The organism is Arthrobacter monumenti (assembly GCF_054511255.1).
The window spans coordinates 275,794-288,220 of sequence record NZ_JBTNCY010000004.1; the positions used below are offsets into that span (position 1 = coordinate 275,794).

Below are 12,427 nucleotides of genomic sequence, written 5' to 3' on the forward strand. Positions count from 1 at the left end.
TCCACTTCGACCGAAGGCTTGAATCAGCGGGCAATCCGGGAGAAGCTGAAACCGGAGGCGGCATGGAAGTCATTACCATCGATACCCCGCAGTTGGGGGACCACAGTTACCTGGTGCATGACGGCACGAATGCCCTGGTGATTGACCCGCAACGCGATACCGACCGGCTCGAAGCCGCCGTGCGGGACGCGGGGGTGAAGATTACCCATGTGGCCGAAACGCACATTCACAACGACTACCTCACTGGCGGGCTGATGCTGGCCAAGGAGCATGGCGCGGCCTACCTGGTCAACGCCGCAGATCAGGTTAGCTATGAACGGACGCCCGTCATCGACGGCGAGACGTTCCAGATCGGGACGCTGGCGGTGAAGGCCTTGGCCACGCCCGGGCACACCCACAATCACTTGTCCTACATTGTCAGCGACGGCAATGAGCAAGCGGTTTTCTCCGGCGGTAGCCTGCTGTACGGATCGGTCGGCCGAACGGACTTGCTCGGTCCCGACGATACTGAGACGCTGACCCGGGACCAGTACGCGTCGGCCCGACGGCTCGTTGCGGAGGCCTCCGACGACGCTCCGTTGTATCCGACGCACGGGTTCGGTTCTTTCTGCTCAAGCGGACCTTCCTCCGGTGCGGATACGTCCACTATTGGGGAGCAGGCCCGGAGCAATCACGCGCTGACGGACCCTGATGAGGACCATTTCGTGTCTGAACTGATCGCCAACCTGACCGCCTATCCCGCTTACTACGCGCACATGAGTCCGATGAACAGCGACGGCCCCGGGCCCGCGGATCTGACGGTGCCCGAATCGGTCGACGCCGGTGAACTCGCCCGCCGCCTCGAGGACGGGGAGTGGGTCGTCGATCTGCGCAACCGGGTGGCTTTCGCCGGGAACCACCTGGACGGTTCGGTCAGCTTCGAATACGGCCACGGTGCCAGCTTCACGGGCTATCTGGGCTGGGTACTGCCGTGGAACACCAAGCTGACGCTGCTTGGTTCACATGAGGACGTGGCGAACGCTATCCGTGATCTGTCCCGGATCGGCATTGATTCACCCGACGCGACCACGGGCATCGGGCCCCACGAATGGGCGGCGAAAGCGCCAACCACCAGCTACCGGCAGGTCGGCTGGGGCGAGGTACCGCGCGGCAGCACTGGCGACGAGATTATCTTCGACGTGCGGCGCACCGACGAATTTGAAGCGTCCCACATTCGAGATGCCATCAACATTCCCGTCCACGACCTGCTTTCACGGATGGGCGACGTTCCGCCGGGCCGGCTGTGGGTGCATTGCGCTTCGGGCTACCGGGCCGGTATCGGCGCCAGTCTGCTGCAGCGCGCGGGCAAAGAGGTGGTCCACATCGACGCAAAGTACGACGACGCCGGACACGCCGGAATGCCGCTGGTCACGCCCTAGCCAGTAGCGATATCCTCGCCGAATCGTGAATTTGTAGAGGTGCGTTAAGAGCTGGGTGAAAGGGCCATGATGTGAGGCAGTTTTGGTGGGCGACACAGTCTGACAACTACGGGCGGGTGGAGGGAACGCCATGGACAAACTTTTTTGATTCTCAAGGAAAACGTCGTCCGGGTTCCGCGGCATTAGCCAGCACAAAACCCGGTGACATCGTTTTTCATTGCCAGGAACGATACATCAGGGCAGTCAGCGAGGTCGTGTCGGAACCGACTGTTGTGTATCGGCCCGAGGCGTATAAGGACTATCAGACTGGATCGGAAAATGATGAAGGATACTTAGTCTTGGTGCGCCCACTCAAGACCAACCTTCAGATCGATCGGCGCACAGACATGCCGTTCATCGAGTTTGGTGGAGCCGGTCCGCTAAATAAAAACGGGGGATTGAAACGGGGGCAATACCTGTCACCTCTGCCAGTGAGCTCCGCCGAAGTACTTCTTCGACTGGCCGGCATGCAGATCTCTGCACTCCCGGAAGTAGCAGCAGATGAATATCTTGAACCATTCTCCGGAATAGGACTGACTGAAACTGACAGGATCGGTCTGGCCAAGAGGAGATTAGAGCAACGCTACCTGCGATCGGTTTTACTAAATGAGGCTGCCGCGCAATGTGCGATATGCCATCGCGAGCTACCGGATGACTTGCTCGTCGCTGGACATATCAAGCCACGGTGGGCATGCACGGAGAGCGAGCGGAAAGACTTCACTTCAGTAGCGATGCTGATCTGCCTAGTCGGCTGTGACAGTTTCTATGAACGTGGCATGATTTCCGTGAATGAAGCCGGTGAGATTGTACGGACATCACATTCGGATTCCACGGAACTCGACTCACTTCTCGATGCTATTACGGGTAACAAATGCCTACGATACAACAGTAGAACTGCCGCACATTTCCAATGGCACTACAACAACACTTTTGCGGGGTAACGACTGCGGGGACAGAACTATCCTTGTCATGCGTCGAGAATCGAAATGGAAGACGACTGTCATCGCTCCTCAAAATTCGTTTCTCAACGGAGGAGAGTCCGGCTGTGGCGATTTTCCATCACCGGTGGGTCGAAACTCGTGTCTTTTTGGATTCCGCCATCATGTTCCCAACCACGACTGGTGTAGAACCGGATGGCACGATCGTTGTTTTGTTCAACCCATAAGAAAGCCCGGCTGTAGCCAAGCTGAACCAATTGATCTTCCGCCGCTTTGATCAGCGCAGTTCCAATTCCCTGAGCCCAAAAGTCTGGATGCAGGTTTATCGCATAATGTTTCCCGGTGCCCGGCTCGGCATCCCCGTCCGGCGGACCAACAATGACAAACCCGGCAACTTCACCACCTGCGTCAGCGACGAGACACACGAACCCTTCTAGCGGCTCGATTATGCGACTCAGCCAAATTTCGGTCTTGCGCTCAGCGTCCAATCCGTCAAGAAACTCATCTGTCATCACGCCCCGGTAGGCAGCGCGCCACGCCGCAATATGGACCTCAGCCAGGCGTCGAGCGTCCTGTTCGGCTGGTGGCCTGATAACTACGTCCGGGTGCGTCATGGATTCGAACCTATCAGTCTGGGCTGGTCTTGTTACTGGAAAGTTCTGAGATGCTAGTAGCACAAACAGCGTCAGCCGAGGAAAGGCGCATCATGAGTCTGCGAAGCCGATATCCCAGTGGGGTGCCCTGTTGGGTGGAGACAATACAGCCTGATCCTCGAGCCGCCATGGATTTCTACGGACCATTATTCGGTTGGGAGTTCCGTGACGCGGGCGCAGAGTTGAACGGCCAGAAGGACGAGTACTTCACTGCCATGCTTAACGGGCAGAAGGTGGCCGGGATCAAGTCGGTTTCGGCACCTGACGATCAACCTATTCCACCGATGTGGAGTACCTCCGTCCGCACTATGGACATCGGGAAGGCCATCGAGGGTGCGGTCGGTGCCGGCGGAAGATTGTTGCTGGGACCGCTGGCTGAGCCAGGTGGCCAGTGGGCGATGCTCATGGATCCGACCGGCGCCGCTTTCGGACTTCTCGATAGCAGCGGCACAGCGGGCGCCGAACTGCTCAATGAACCCGGAATGTGGATGATGAGCTCCCTGCACACACCCGACACTGCCGCGGCAGGTAAGTTCTACCGCGACATCTTCGGGTGGGAGGCGGAGCTGAGAGGGTCCGGCTCAGCTGTGTCCTTTCTCCGTTTGCCCGGCTACGCCGGCGGCAAACCCGGCCATGACATTCCCGAGGATGTCGTCGCTGTCATGACCAGCATCGATGGCGGCAGTGATCCAGTCAAAACACCGCCGCATTGGGGCGTAAATCTTCGGGTCGCTGACACAGATGCAACAGCAACAAAGACTCGCGAGCTCCGAGGCCAGGTTTTAATGCCGCCGACAGCAACGCCGGAGTTTATCAACGCGGTCCTCATGGATCCCCAGGGCGCCGTATTCTCAGTCAGCCAGGTCCTGGCGCCGGTGCAGTAGGCATTAACGGGCGTCGACGTCGTTGCCTTCCGGCTTCTCTTGAATGAGCTGAATGAGATTTCCGCACGTGTCATCGAGGACGGCGACGACAGCAACGCCAATGTCGGTCGGCGGCTGAGTGAACACCACACCTTTGCTCGTCAGCCTGGCGTGCTCGGCCTCGAGGTTTTCGACGGCGAATTGGGCGAGTGGTATGCCGTCCTCGACAAGAGCATCCCGATATGGCTTCACGGCGGGGTGGTCCGACGGCTCCAGTAACAGCTCCGGCCCGTCAGGCGATTCGGGAGAAACGACGGTGAGCCAGGAGTTTTCACCAAGAGGGACGTCGTGGCGTTTCGTGAAGCCGAGCACCTCGGTGTAGAAGGCGAGGGCTGCTCGCTGGTCGTTAACGAATACGCTCGTCAGGGCAATCTTCATTGTTCGGTCCTCTTTCTGGTGGGCCATCGCCCGGTGATCACGGCGAGTGGCTCGGGGTTGAAGTAGTGGAATTTGGAACGTCCGCGTCGCTCCGTCACGACGAGGCCGGCCGACTCGAGCACGCCGAGGTGTTGAGAGATGGCCTGACGCGTCAGGCTGAGGCCATGCCTCATCGCGAGGGTGGAACAGATCTCGAACAGAGTCTGGCCGTCGCGCGCTGACAACTCGTCGAGAACGATGCGCCTCGTCTCATCGTCGAGAGCTCGGAAGACATCGACCATGGATCCACTATATGCAAGTAGCTGCTTGCATATCAACAGGTAGATTGAAATGAACCGAAACTGCCACATGGTCAGGGGATTTGCATGCCGATGTCGGTCGAACCATATGAGTCAGAACCTCATCAAACAGAGTTGGGGTTGGGTCCGCATCACGTTCAGTTGGCGTTGCCGCCAGGCGGCGAGGAGGAGAGCCGCAACTTCTATGTCGGTGTTTTAGGTTTGACGGAAGTCCAGAAGCCACCGATTCTCGCGGCTCGGGGCGGACTATGGGTTCGGGCTGACGGTTTGGAGATTCACCTTGGGGTGGAGGAAGATTTTCGACCGCAGAAGAAGGCGCATCCTGGGATCCTCGTCCGAGATATCGATGCGCTTGCACTGCGGGTGGAAAGTCATGGATATGAACCGGACTGGGACAACAACTTCCCGGGAATGCGCCGGTTCTACTTGTGGGACAACAACGGCAACCGGCTGGAATTTCTTTCGCCTTCGACGCAAACGGAGACAGCAGAGGCACTTACTCGTGACCACATGAAAGATCTGGTCCGCGCGAAACTGCAAGGAACCAATCTGGTCGATGAATTGCTGGCCGATAGGCGGCGTCAAGCGGCTGCAGAAGACACACGGTGAATCTGTTCGAAGCAACGGCGTCCAGGTACGCCAGGTTCGCTAGGATACGTATCTATGTCTGATGAGAGCTCCGCGTCGCCTGCCGCCAGTACCGATGATAATGGCGCACCCATCCCGAAACTGATCCTCGGCGTCGTAGTCTCCCCACAACTTGCCCCTACTGTTCGCAAGGAAATCACTGAAGGTTTCCCGAACCATCTCCGTAACCGGATGCCGGGAGTGGATTGGCAGGTCGTGGTGGTCGAAGACAGACTGTTCGATCCGCCGGTTGATCAGCTTGAGCTGCTGGAGGCGGCCCGCGACAGGATGCTCGACGAGGATTGGGATTTGGTGGTCGTACTGACCGACTTCCTGCTGAAACACCACAAGAAGACGGTGCTCACAGAAGTCAGCCCCGTCCACGGTGTCGGTCTCGTCTCCGTACCGGCTCTTGGTGCCGTCCGCGTACGTGAGAAGGTGCGCGAGACGACCGTGCGGCTGATCGGAACTTTGCTGGGATACGACCCGGATGATGCTGCCAGCCAGGTGGAACTGGCGCGGACCGCGCAGGAGAGGTCCGCAGACCTGGACGCCCACGCAGAGGAAAATGCGGCCCAGTTCACGGCCCGGGTGATCGGCGGAAACTTCCATCTTTTGCTGGGGCTGATCAGGGCGAACCGTCCATGGTTGCTGGCGGTGAGCCTGTCCCGGGCACTCACGGCTGCGGCCGCGACGGCGGTGATTGCGCTGGTGACCTCCGACCTATGGTTACTGGCGACGGCATACGGCACGTTCCGGCTGACAACTCTAGGTCTGCTGGCAGTTGGTGCGGTGAGTGCGACCCTTGTTGTGGGGGCTGGCCTGTGGGAACGTCCGCGGCGCCGGGAGGAGCGCGAGCAGGTGATCCTCTTTAACCTGGCCACGACGACGACAGTGGTAATTGGGATGTTGACCTTTTATGCTGCTTTGTTCTTTCTGTCTCTGTTGGCGGGGCTGCTGCTGGTCGACGCCGGGGTGTTTGCCGGCGTCGTTGGCGGCCCGGTCGGAATCTTGGAATACATAAAACTTGCCTTGCTCACCACGGCGCTGGCCACGGTGGGTGGTGCGCTGGGCGCCGGGCTTGAGGATGATGCGGTGGTCCGCGCTGCGGCGTTCACCCGTAGGGAAACGTGATTCTTTGACTGCCGGGGCGGGCGGACGGGCTCGTCCATTGTGCAATGCGGCCGGTGGTGCTATCCCTTGAGAGGAAGCCCGTCCCAGTTCCCCATATTGAAGGAAAAGTGATGACCTACAGCGACGACGAAGAACGCACGTTGATCGAATGGAGCATGCGGATCACGCAGGCACTGCAGCTTCTTGACCTGAAGATGGATCAGGCGAAGATCCTCGAGGTGGCGGAGAAATCATCCCAGGGCGTGACCAAGTCGGCAGGTCCGATCAGCACCTTCGCGATGGGGTATGCAGCCGGGATGGCGGCCAGAAACGGCAGGAAGTCCGGGGACGAGGCGGCACGGTCGGCGGCCGACGTCGTTCTGGACCTGGTCGAAGGTGGAGCGGCGGGCGGACCGGACCGCGATGGCTGGACGGGCACCGCTCAATAAGTCAACAGATCAAGACAGCAGAAAGCGCGGTTACGGCTCCGGATTCTTGAAGCCGCGGCCGCGCTTTCCGGTCTTAGGCCGGTGCCGGCGCCGCTGCTGCGGCATCCTCCGGCATCGTGGTGTCGCTCTCTGCTTCGGGACTTGGTTCAAGCCGGACAATGACCGCCTTGGAAACCGGGGTATTGCTGCCTTCGGCCAGATGACCGAGTGGCACCAGCACATTCGCTTCCGGATAGTACGCGGCTGCGCAACCACGCGCAGTCGGGTACGAAACGACACGGAACTTGCGCAGCACCCTGTCAGCGCCGTCGTCGTACTCTCCGTGGACATCCACCAGCTGGCCGTCCTTGATGCCGAGCTCGGTCAGATCTTCCGGATTCACAAAGACCACATGGCGGCCGTTCCTGATGCCCCGGTAGCGGTCGTTGTGCCCGTAGATGGTGGTGTTGAACTGGTCATGCGAACGCAGCGTCTGCAGGATCAGGGTTCCGGACGGGCGTTCGACATGCTGCAGTTCGTTCACCGTCAGCATCGCCTTGCCGGTGGGGGTGTTGAACGTCCGTGAGTCCCGTGGGCCGTTCGGCAGGACGAATCCACCCTCCTGGCGGATCTTCTCGTTGTAGCTCTCGCAGCCGCCGACCACATGGGAGATGTGCTCGCGGATGACATCGTAGTTCCGTTCGAAGCCGGCCCAGTCAACGTTTACCTTGTCGCCCAGAACAGCGCGTGCGAGACGGGTGACGATGGAGACTTCCGAGAGCAGGTTTGGCGCGACCGGCTCCACCTTGCCCCAGGACGGATGCACGGCGCAGACCGTATCCTCCACCGAAACGAACTGCTCGCCGGCCGCCTGGATGTCGATTTCAGTGCGGCCCATGGTGGGCAGGATCAGCGCTTCCTCGCCGATCACGGCGTGGGACCGGTTCAGTTTGGTCGAGACCTGGACCGTCATGTCGGCACTCTTCATGGCGGCCTCGGTCGCGTTCGTGTCCGAGACGGCGGCCACCAGGTTTCCGCCGACGGCCATGAAGAACTTGATCTCGCCGTCGCGCAGTTTCTCAATGGTCTGGACCGCATCGGTTCCGTGGGCACGCGGCGGATTGAAGCCGAATTCTTTCTCGATCGAGTCCAGGAAGGCCGGAGGCATTTGCTCCCAGATTCCCATGGTGCGGTCGCCCTGCACGTTGCTGTGGCCGCGGATGGGGGAGGCGCCGGCGCCGGGTTTGCCGATGTTGCCGCGCAGCAGCAGGAGGTTGATGATCTCCTTGATGGTGGCGACACCCTTGGTCTGCTGCGTCAGTCCCATCGCCCAGCAGATGATGACCTTCTCGGCCTTCATGTAGCGGTTGGCGAGCTCGTCGATTTCCTCGGCGCGCAGACCCGTCGCTTCCAGCACGGCCTGCTCATCGAGATCGGCGAGGTGCGCGCGCAACTCGTCCAGGCCCTGGCAGTGCCGCTCGAGGAATGCGTGGTCCAGGACCGATCCCGGTTTCTTCGCCTCGGCGTCGAGCACGCGCTTGGACAGCGCCTGCATCAGCGCCATGTCGCCGCTGAGCCGGATCTGCAGGAACTGATCGGCCATCTCGGTGCCGCTCCCGACGACGCCACTGACGCGCTGCGGGTTCTTGTACCGCTTCAGACCGGCTTCCGGCATCGGATTCACGGCGACGATCTGGGCGCCTTTATGCTTCGCATCCTCCAGGGCGGTAAGCATCCGCGGGTGGTTGGTGCCGGGGTTCTGGCCCATGATGATGATCAGGTCGGCCATTTCGAAGTCTTTGTAAGTGACCGTGGCCTTGCCGATGCCGATGGTCTGGCCCATCGCCCAGCCGGAGGACTCGTGGCACATGTTGGAGCAGTCCGGCAGGTTGTTGGTGCCGTAGGCGCGCACGAACAGCTGGTAGGCGAAGGCGGCCTCGTTCGAGGTGCGGCCGCTGGTGTAGAAGGCGGCCTCGTCGGGGGAGTCCAGACTGTTCAACTTCTTGGCGATAACCGAGAACGCCTCTTCCCAGCTGACTGGCCGGTAGTGGTCCTCGCCGGCAGGCTTGTAGACCGGCTCAGTGAGGCGTCCCTGCATGCCCAGCCAATACTCGGAGTGCTCCAGCAGGTCGGTGACGGAATGCTCCGCCCAAAAATCAGAAGAGATGACGACGGGCGTGGCTTCCCAGGTGACTGCCTTCGCCCCGTTTTCGCAGAACTCGAAGGTTTTGCGGTGACCGGGATCCGGCCACGCGCAGCTCATGCAGTCAAAGCCGTCTTTCTGGTTCAGCGAGAGGAGCGTTTTCGCCGTCCGCTCGACGCCCATATGCTTTACGGCAGGCTGCATCGAGTAATAAACGCCCGGAATACCCGCGGCCCAATCTTTCGGCTTATCGACCTCGAGTTCGTTCTCGTCGACTTCTTCCACCGGGGGTTCATTATGAGTCATTGTTGCGGGTCCCTTCGCTCACCCTTGCCTGTACTGAAGGCGTGCTCGTTCTGGAACGAGGCGCATGGTTAAGGCCTAGCAGTAAAGACACGGCGCCGCAATGGAACCGCGGCGGCGGAGACTGAAATTTTGACCCGGACATGGGTGTGGCACCCGCCCCGGCTGGGATGGGTGCCACACAGTTCCTTGAGGGTTGGGCTAGAGCAGTCCGCCCAGCAGGCCCTCGTTGTCGGATCCGCCGTAGTAGGCGTTGTCCGTGGTGCTGTCGGCCGAGGTGTCGGCGTCGACATTGCTGCCGGCGTCTGAATCGGCGTCAACGTTGCTGTCCACATCAGGGTTGGCAGTCACGTCAGCGTCGTTTCCGCTGGCGATGCCGTTGAGGTTGTCGGAGACGTCGGCGTCGATTCCGCTGAGCACGTTGTTGTTGCTCGCGATGTCACCGGTGTCGACCGCATCGTTGAGGATGCCGCCCAGCGACAGGTTGCCGCTGTCGTCGACGCGGTTGTCGGACACCTCAGTGGTGACCCCATCCAAGTTGGTGTTGGTGGAATCTCCGGTGCTGGCGCTGGCCATGCCGGCGCCTCCGACGAGCATCAGACCGCTGACGGCGGTGACGGCGAGGGACTTGGTAAACGTGTTCTGCATAATGTTGCCTCCATAATTTCCTGTTGGGGTAGAGGACATTAGTGCTTCGGGACGCGCCCCGTTACCGGATTGGTATCGATTTGAGATTTTTTTGCTGAGGCTCAAATCGCCTGTGACACCGGTACTCGGCACCGGCTTTACTCGGTCAGCGCGCCAATAACTTCCTTGGCGACATCCTCACTGGACTGCGGATTCTGGCCGCTGATCAGGTTTCCGTCGCGGACCACATAGCTCGACCAGTTGGGACCGACTTCGACGACGGCGCCCTTGTTCCGCAGCGCAGTCTCCACCAGCCACGGCGTGTTTTCGCCGGTGCCGCCGCCCAGTTCTTCCTCATTGGTGAAGACCGTGACCTGACGGCCTTCGAAGCGGAACTTACCATCGGCGCCGACGGCGCTGAGGAGGGCCGCGGGACCATGGCAGAACGGGGCGATGATCTTACCGGCCTGATCGGTTTCAATCAGGATCCGTCCCAGGTCCGTGTCCTCGAAGAGATCAGCCATCGGGCCGTGTCCACCGGGAATTACGACGGCGGCATAATCGGCTGCCGCAACATCGGCAAGTTTGAGGGGAGAAGACAATTCATCATCGATTCCGGCGATGTACTCCCGGAAGTCGTTGGCCTTTTCCTCGCTGCCCGCCGCTCCCGGGTCCAGGCTGACCTGGTCCACGGTCGGCTTTACTCCGCCCGGAGTGGCGATATCCACGGTGTGACCCGCGTTGCGGAGTTCGCGGTGGGATGCGACGAGCTCCTCGGCCCAGTAACCGGTCGGATGCTCGCTGCCATCCTTCATGGTGAGCGAATCTGCGGCCGAGACGACCATCAGAATGTTAGCCATAGTGTTTCTCCTTCTCTCGTGATTCGTTTTACTACGCGACGGTCGTTTCCACCGACACCTCGATATTGCCCTGCGTAGCGTTGGAGTAGGGGCATATCTTGTGTGCGGCTGCGGTGAGGCCTTCAGCCGTTTCCTGATCCACGCCGGCCATTTCGACGGCGATGTCGACCGCCAAGCCATAGCCGTCGTCGTCGTTATTCAAGAAGTGCACATCGGCTGTTACCGCCGAATCGCTGATGGAAAGCTGCTGCTGGCGGGCGCTGGCCTTCAACGCGCTGTGGAAGCAAGCTGCGTAACCGGCGGCGAAGAGTTGCTCCGGGTTGGTTCCTCCGCCCGCACCGCCCATTTCCGCGGGAACGGCCAACTCCACGTCCAACACTCCGTCGCTGGTCCGGGACCGTCCTGTACGTCCGTCGCCGGTGGAGATTGCCGAGGCGGTGTAGAGAGCGTTCATGGGTTGGTCCTTCCAATTGAAGTTTTCGGGGATAGTGCGTGCAACGCGGGCAGTGCTGGCGGAATTCCTCGCGCGGTAGAGCTCACGGCGGTAGAGGCGGACAATTGCCGAAACGCTGATCAGCGCCCGAGTTGGGATTCCGGTTTGAGAGCTTCGGGGAGTCCGTTGCCTGTGGCGGCCGCGGCGAGTGCTTCGCCAAGGGCCGGCGCCTGCTTGAACAGATTGTGCCCGGCCACCGCCGTCAGGCCGTCCTGCGACCAGGCGCCGACGCCGTCTTCGCCCCAGGGAAGCAAGGTGACCCAGCAGTGCACATAGTCGACGGGATGCGGGTCGAGCCCGGGCAGTGCCCGTTCTACATAGGCGGCAGTCCGGTCAGCCAGTTCGGCGAGGGCGAAAGGATCGGCCAGGCTGCCGTCGTCGAGCACATTGACAGTCTCGCTCAGGCCCACGGAGTAGTACCGGTTGTCCGGATTGGGCGCGGCGTAGATGCCGGTTTCGCCGAACGCCCCGCTGCCGTCCTGAAACGTGGGCAGTCCCGCAGGAACATTCTCACGTAGCTCAAAGGTGGCGCGCACATGTGCGGCGAGGTTCACCGGGATGGTCATTCCGGCGCCCCTGGCCAAGGCTGCTGTTCCGCGGCCAGCGCACAATACAATATGGTCGAACACGTCGCAGCGGGTACCGGTACGCAGCTCCATCTTTCCTGTTGCAGTCCGGCGGACGGAGAGCACGTGATCGGTGACCAGCTTTTCCTGCAGCCGGCTGGATAACGCACCGATTGCCGAAAGCGTCCGGATCGCGCCGCCGTCGACGTCGAACATGGCAGGATCCGAATAATCGGCAAGGATCGGGAGGACGTCATGGAGCTCCAGCGGGTCGAGGATCCGCGCGGGGATGTTGTCGAACTTCGCCAAGGTCTCCAGCTTGTTCCCCACAGTTTGGCCGATCGCCACGGCGCCGTCGGGCGATATCAGCTCGATACCCCAGTCCTGTTCCCACTGTCGCCACAGCCCCCGGCTGGTCCGGACAAAGTCCACGAGCCGCGGATCGTTGTGGGCGTGCCGGAAGATCCTCGATTGCCCGGCGGACTGGCCGCTGCCGGGAGGAGCAGCGTCATACAGAGTGATGTCGACACCGCGCTGCTTGAGGGCGTACGCCGTCGATAATCCGACGATTCCGGCACCGACTACCGCTACCTCACCGTTCACGCGAGCTTTCCTCCCT

Annotated in this window: 14 protein-coding genes; 6 read left to right on the forward strand and 8 right to left on the reverse strand. The window is 60.9% G+C overall.

Annotated elements, in window-relative coordinates:
- Positions 1-62 precede the first annotated feature (62 nt).
- Positions 63-1,418 (forward strand): MBL fold metallo-hydrolase, encoded by a 1,356-nt coding sequence (locus ACX80B_RS07810; protein ID WP_459294788.1) that lies wholly within the window; start codon positions 63-65, stop codon positions 1,416-1,418.
- Positions 1,419-1,489: 71 nt separating this feature from the next.
- On the forward strand, positions 1,490-2,398 hold the full coding sequence (locus ACX80B_RS07815) for a hypothetical protein (RefSeq protein ID WP_459294790.1): 909 nt from the start codon (positions 1,490-1,492) through the stop codon (positions 2,396-2,398).
- Positions 2,399-2,481: 83 nt separating this feature from the next.
- Here the strand turns inward: ACX80B_RS07815 and ACX80B_RS07820 are convergent, their stop codons facing one another.
- Positions 2,482-3,009: a GNAT family N-acetyltransferase gene (locus ACX80B_RS07820; protein ID WP_459294792.1), complete on the reverse strand. Its 528-nt coding sequence runs from the start codon at positions 3,007-3,009 to the stop codon at positions 2,482-2,484.
- Between the two features lie 92 nt (positions 3,010-3,101).
- Here ACX80B_RS07820 and ACX80B_RS07825 point away from each other — a divergent pair, with 92 nt between their 5' ends.
- Entirely contained in the window at positions 3,102-3,932 is an 831-nt protein-coding gene (locus ACX80B_RS07825; protein ID WP_459294794.1) for a VOC family protein, read from the forward strand.
- 3 nt (positions 3,933-3,935) lie between these two features.
- On the opposite strand, the gene ACX80B_RS07830 is transcribed toward ACX80B_RS07825, so the two are convergent.
- Together ACX80B_RS07830 and ACX80B_RS07835 are read right to left on the reverse strand one after the other, a co-directional pair.
- Complete coding sequence (locus ACX80B_RS07830; protein WP_459294796.1) at positions 3,936-4,349, reverse strand: VOC family protein; 414 nt, start codon at positions 4,347-4,349, stop codon at positions 3,936-3,938.
- Positions 4,346-4,630: an ArsR/SmtB family transcription factor gene (locus tag ACX80B_RS07835; protein ID WP_459294798.1), complete on the reverse strand. Its 285-nt coding sequence runs from the start codon at positions 4,628-4,630 to the stop codon at positions 4,346-4,348. The genes ACX80B_RS07830 and ACX80B_RS07835 overlap by 4 nt, the downstream gene beginning before the upstream one ends.
- An 84-nt stretch (positions 4,631-4,714) precedes the next feature.
- Here ACX80B_RS07835 and ACX80B_RS07840 point away from each other — a divergent pair, with 84 nt between their 5' ends.
- The 3 genes from ACX80B_RS07840 (at position 4,715) to ACX80B_RS07850 (ending at position 6,837) form a co-directional block, all read left to right on the forward strand.
- Positions 4,715-5,257, forward strand: a complete 543-nt coding sequence (locus ACX80B_RS07840; protein ID WP_459294800.1) for a VOC family protein — start codon at positions 4,715-4,717, stop codon at positions 5,255-5,257.
- Positions 5,258-5,311: 54 nt separating this feature from the next.
- On the forward strand, positions 5,312-6,409 hold the full coding sequence (locus ACX80B_RS07845) for a hypothetical protein (protein ID WP_459294802.1): 1,098 nt from the start codon (positions 5,312-5,314) through the stop codon (positions 6,407-6,409).
- 110 nt (positions 6,410-6,519) lie between these two features.
- Positions 6,520-6,837: a DUF6457 domain-containing protein gene (locus tag ACX80B_RS07850; protein WP_459294804.1), complete on the forward strand. Its 318-nt coding sequence runs from the start codon at positions 6,520-6,522 to the stop codon at positions 6,835-6,837.
- Between the two features lie 73 nt (positions 6,838-6,910).
- Here the strand turns inward: ACX80B_RS07850 and ACX80B_RS07855 are convergent, their stop codons facing one another.
- The 5 genes from ACX80B_RS07855 to ACX80B_RS07875 all read right to left on the reverse strand — a co-directional run bounded on the left by ACX80B_RS07855 (position 6,911) and on the right by ACX80B_RS07875 (position 12,411).
- Complete coding sequence (locus ACX80B_RS07855) at positions 6,911-9,265, reverse strand: FdhF/YdeP family oxidoreductase (RefSeq protein WP_459294806.1); 2,355 nt, start codon at positions 9,263-9,265, stop codon at positions 6,911-6,913.
- 198 nt (positions 9,266-9,463) lie between these two features.
- Entirely contained in the window at positions 9,464-9,910 is a 447-nt protein-coding gene (locus ACX80B_RS07860) for a hypothetical protein (protein WP_459294808.1), read from the reverse strand.
- Positions 9,911-10,047: 137 nt separating this feature from the next.
- Positions 10,048-10,749: a type 1 glutamine amidotransferase domain-containing protein gene (locus tag ACX80B_RS07865; RefSeq protein WP_459294810.1), complete on the reverse strand. Its 702-nt coding sequence runs from the start codon at positions 10,747-10,749 to the stop codon at positions 10,048-10,050.
- A gap of 31 nt (positions 10,750-10,780) precedes the next feature.
- Positions 10,781-11,203, reverse strand: a complete 423-nt coding sequence (locus ACX80B_RS07870; RefSeq protein WP_459294812.1) for an organic hydroperoxide resistance protein — start codon at positions 11,201-11,203, stop codon at positions 10,781-10,783.
- Positions 11,204-11,322: 119 nt separating this feature from the next.
- Entirely contained in the window at positions 11,323-12,411 is a 1,089-nt protein-coding gene (locus ACX80B_RS07875) for an NAD(P)/FAD-dependent oxidoreductase (RefSeq protein WP_459294814.1), read from the reverse strand.
- Between the last annotated feature and the right edge of the window lie 16 nt (positions 12,412-12,427).